The organism is Actinospica acidithermotolerans (genome assembly GCF_018139625.1).
In the GTDB taxonomy this organism is placed as follows: domain Bacteria; phylum Actinomycetota; class Actinomycetes; order Streptomycetales; family Catenulisporaceae; genus Actinospica; species Actinospica acidithermotolerans.
The window spans coordinates 1-460 of sequence record NZ_JAGSOH010000345.1 but is presented as its reverse complement, the minus strand read 5'-3'; the positions used below and the strand labels follow the sequence as shown (position 1 = coordinate 460).

At 37.4% G+C, this 460-nt stretch carries 2 protein-coding genes; both read left to right on the top strand.

The features are described from left to right. On the top strand, nt 1-111 hold a 111-nt coding region (locus tag KDK95_RS38925; RefSeq protein WP_001630459.1), incomplete at its 5' end, for a biotin/lipoyl-containing protein. Between the two features lie 13 nt (nt 112-124). After that, nucleotides 125-460, top strand: a 336-nt coding sequence (locus KDK95_RS38920; protein WP_282971772.1) for a biotin carboxylase N-terminal domain-containing protein, incomplete at its 3' end; no start/stop codon positions are given.

The window sequence follows — 460 nt, the reverse complement described above, 5'->3', positions numbered from 1 at the left end:
ATGAAAGTATTAAACGAGGTAACAACAGATGTTGCTGGAGAAATTACTGAAATAGTAGCTGATCATGGCACAAATGTTGAATACGACCAAGTTTTGGTACGTATTAAGTAAAGGGGGTAAGTAAATGCTTCGTTGTTTAATTGCGAACAGAGGTGAAATTGCTGTAAGGATTATAAGAGCTTGCAGAGAATATGGGATTGAAACTGTAGCAGTTTATGCAAAAGGGGACGAGCAAAGCTTGCATGTACATTTAGCAGATCAAGCTATATGTATTGGGGAAGCTAATGCTTTGGATAGTTATTTAAATATTGACCGCATCATATCTTCTGCACAAATCACTGGTGCTAATGCAATTCACCCAGGATATGGCTTTTTATCAGAATCAACAAAATTTGCTCAAACCGTTGAGGAACAAGGCATAGCGTTTATAGGGCCTACTAAAAAAACGATGGAAATGATG